Here is a 1,146-nt window from a genome sequence, read left to right on the forward strand (position 1 = left end):
TTCTTCTCCTGAATGAGAACCTCAATCGGCTTTTTCTCATCAAGCGGCACACTGCGGATCGCTGCTATGGCGTTGTCACGTACCTGGGTATTCCGGAGTAGATAGGTATGCTTTGTCATAGTGGCTTCTCCGGTGCGGCGGCGAGCATGGCCTCTTCAAATGCTTTAACGCTGATAGAAAAACCACCTGCGTGCGGTGAGCTAACAGCCGCGCCAATTGCATTAAACAAATCCTGATAACCAAATTTTCCTATCTTCCAACCATCCGGTATCTCCGGAGAGTTCAACTGCGGGGTGGTGTAGAGTTCAACGATATCGGCCCACCCGTTTGCAGTACCATAATCTAGCGCGCTCATATCATCTGTAAATGCGACTATTTTGTTTTTAGTATCAAGTGAACGCTGACTTGTCCAAGCAACAGGCTCAGCCCTCTTTGCTGCTAACGCGATTCGAGCTAGAGAATTTAGCTCTCTAGATGGAATCTTTACGAATGACCAGGTTTCAGCGTCACCAATAAAACCTTCCAACCTATCTACAGTGAAACTATCTAATTCTTTCATTCACTCTCTCCCTTGATTTGAATACCGGCAGCGCGGAGGGCGTTGGCGCAATCATCAATCGCTTCGTCGTAGCTAACCGCTTCAAGAAGGATCGCTCCGCTATCAAGCATCCTGTTGAGCTCGGATATTTTAGGCGGGAGGTCGATTACAATGCTCGCGCGCGCCGCTTGCCATGTTTCCCAATGAGCCTGAACGTTTAGTGATACATACCGATAGGTTCTATAAATATTTCTATCAAAATTTGAGCGTAACTTTTTGACGTAATTAACCTCAAACTCTTCCCGCGATTTAGTTATGTCCATCATGCAGCCCTCTTCGATTCGTATCTGGCGCAGGTGATAGCAGTCCAGGCAATCAGTTGTGCGCGTTTCATGTGAAGCTCCTTCAGCCGGTCAAGCCAGATAAATACCGGGCCGGTGTAGCCGTTGTGAGCAAGGCGAATATATTGCTCAATGGTTAATTCATCTTCGCGAGTCAGTTCCATTAGAAACCACCTTGTTTTTTAGTTGACCGGCGCTCAGATTCAGCCGCCTTTGCTTTAGCCTGATCCTGGTTGCAGTCATAGATTGCGCCATGACGTTGCTCGA

The 1,146-nt window shown here is 47.6% G+C and carries 3 protein-coding genes; all 3 read right to left on the reverse strand.

Going from position 1 to position 1,146, the window contains the following annotated elements; translation table 11 throughout:
* Positions 1-115 precede the first annotated feature (115 nt).
* From DBA33_RS20280 to DBA33_RS20290, 3 genes are read right to left on the reverse strand one after another with little or no spacing between them, the layout of a single operon-like run.
* On the reverse strand, positions 116-559 hold the full coding sequence (locus DBA33_RS20280) for a hypothetical protein (RefSeq protein ID WP_120807115.1): 444 nt from the start codon (positions 557-559) through the stop codon (positions 116-118).
* Positions 556-864: a hypothetical protein gene (locus tag DBA33_RS20285; protein ID WP_120807116.1), complete on the reverse strand. Its 309-nt coding sequence runs from the start codon at positions 862-864 to the stop codon at positions 556-558. Before DBA33_RS20285 ends, DBA33_RS20280 begins: the two co-directional genes overlap by 4 nt.
* Positions 861-1,043 (reverse strand): hypothetical protein, encoded by a 183-nt coding sequence (locus DBA33_RS20290; protein ID WP_064514101.1) that lies wholly within the window; start codon positions 1,041-1,043, stop codon positions 861-863. The genes DBA33_RS20285 and DBA33_RS20290 overlap by 4 nt, the downstream gene beginning before the upstream one ends.
* Between the last annotated feature and the right edge of the window lie 103 nt (positions 1,044-1,146).

The sequence above is a fragment of the Yersinia sp. IP36721 genome (genome assembly GCF_003634395.1).
Taxonomy (GTDB): Bacteria; Pseudomonadota; Gammaproteobacteria; order Enterobacterales; family Enterobacteriaceae; genus Yersinia; species Yersinia entomophaga.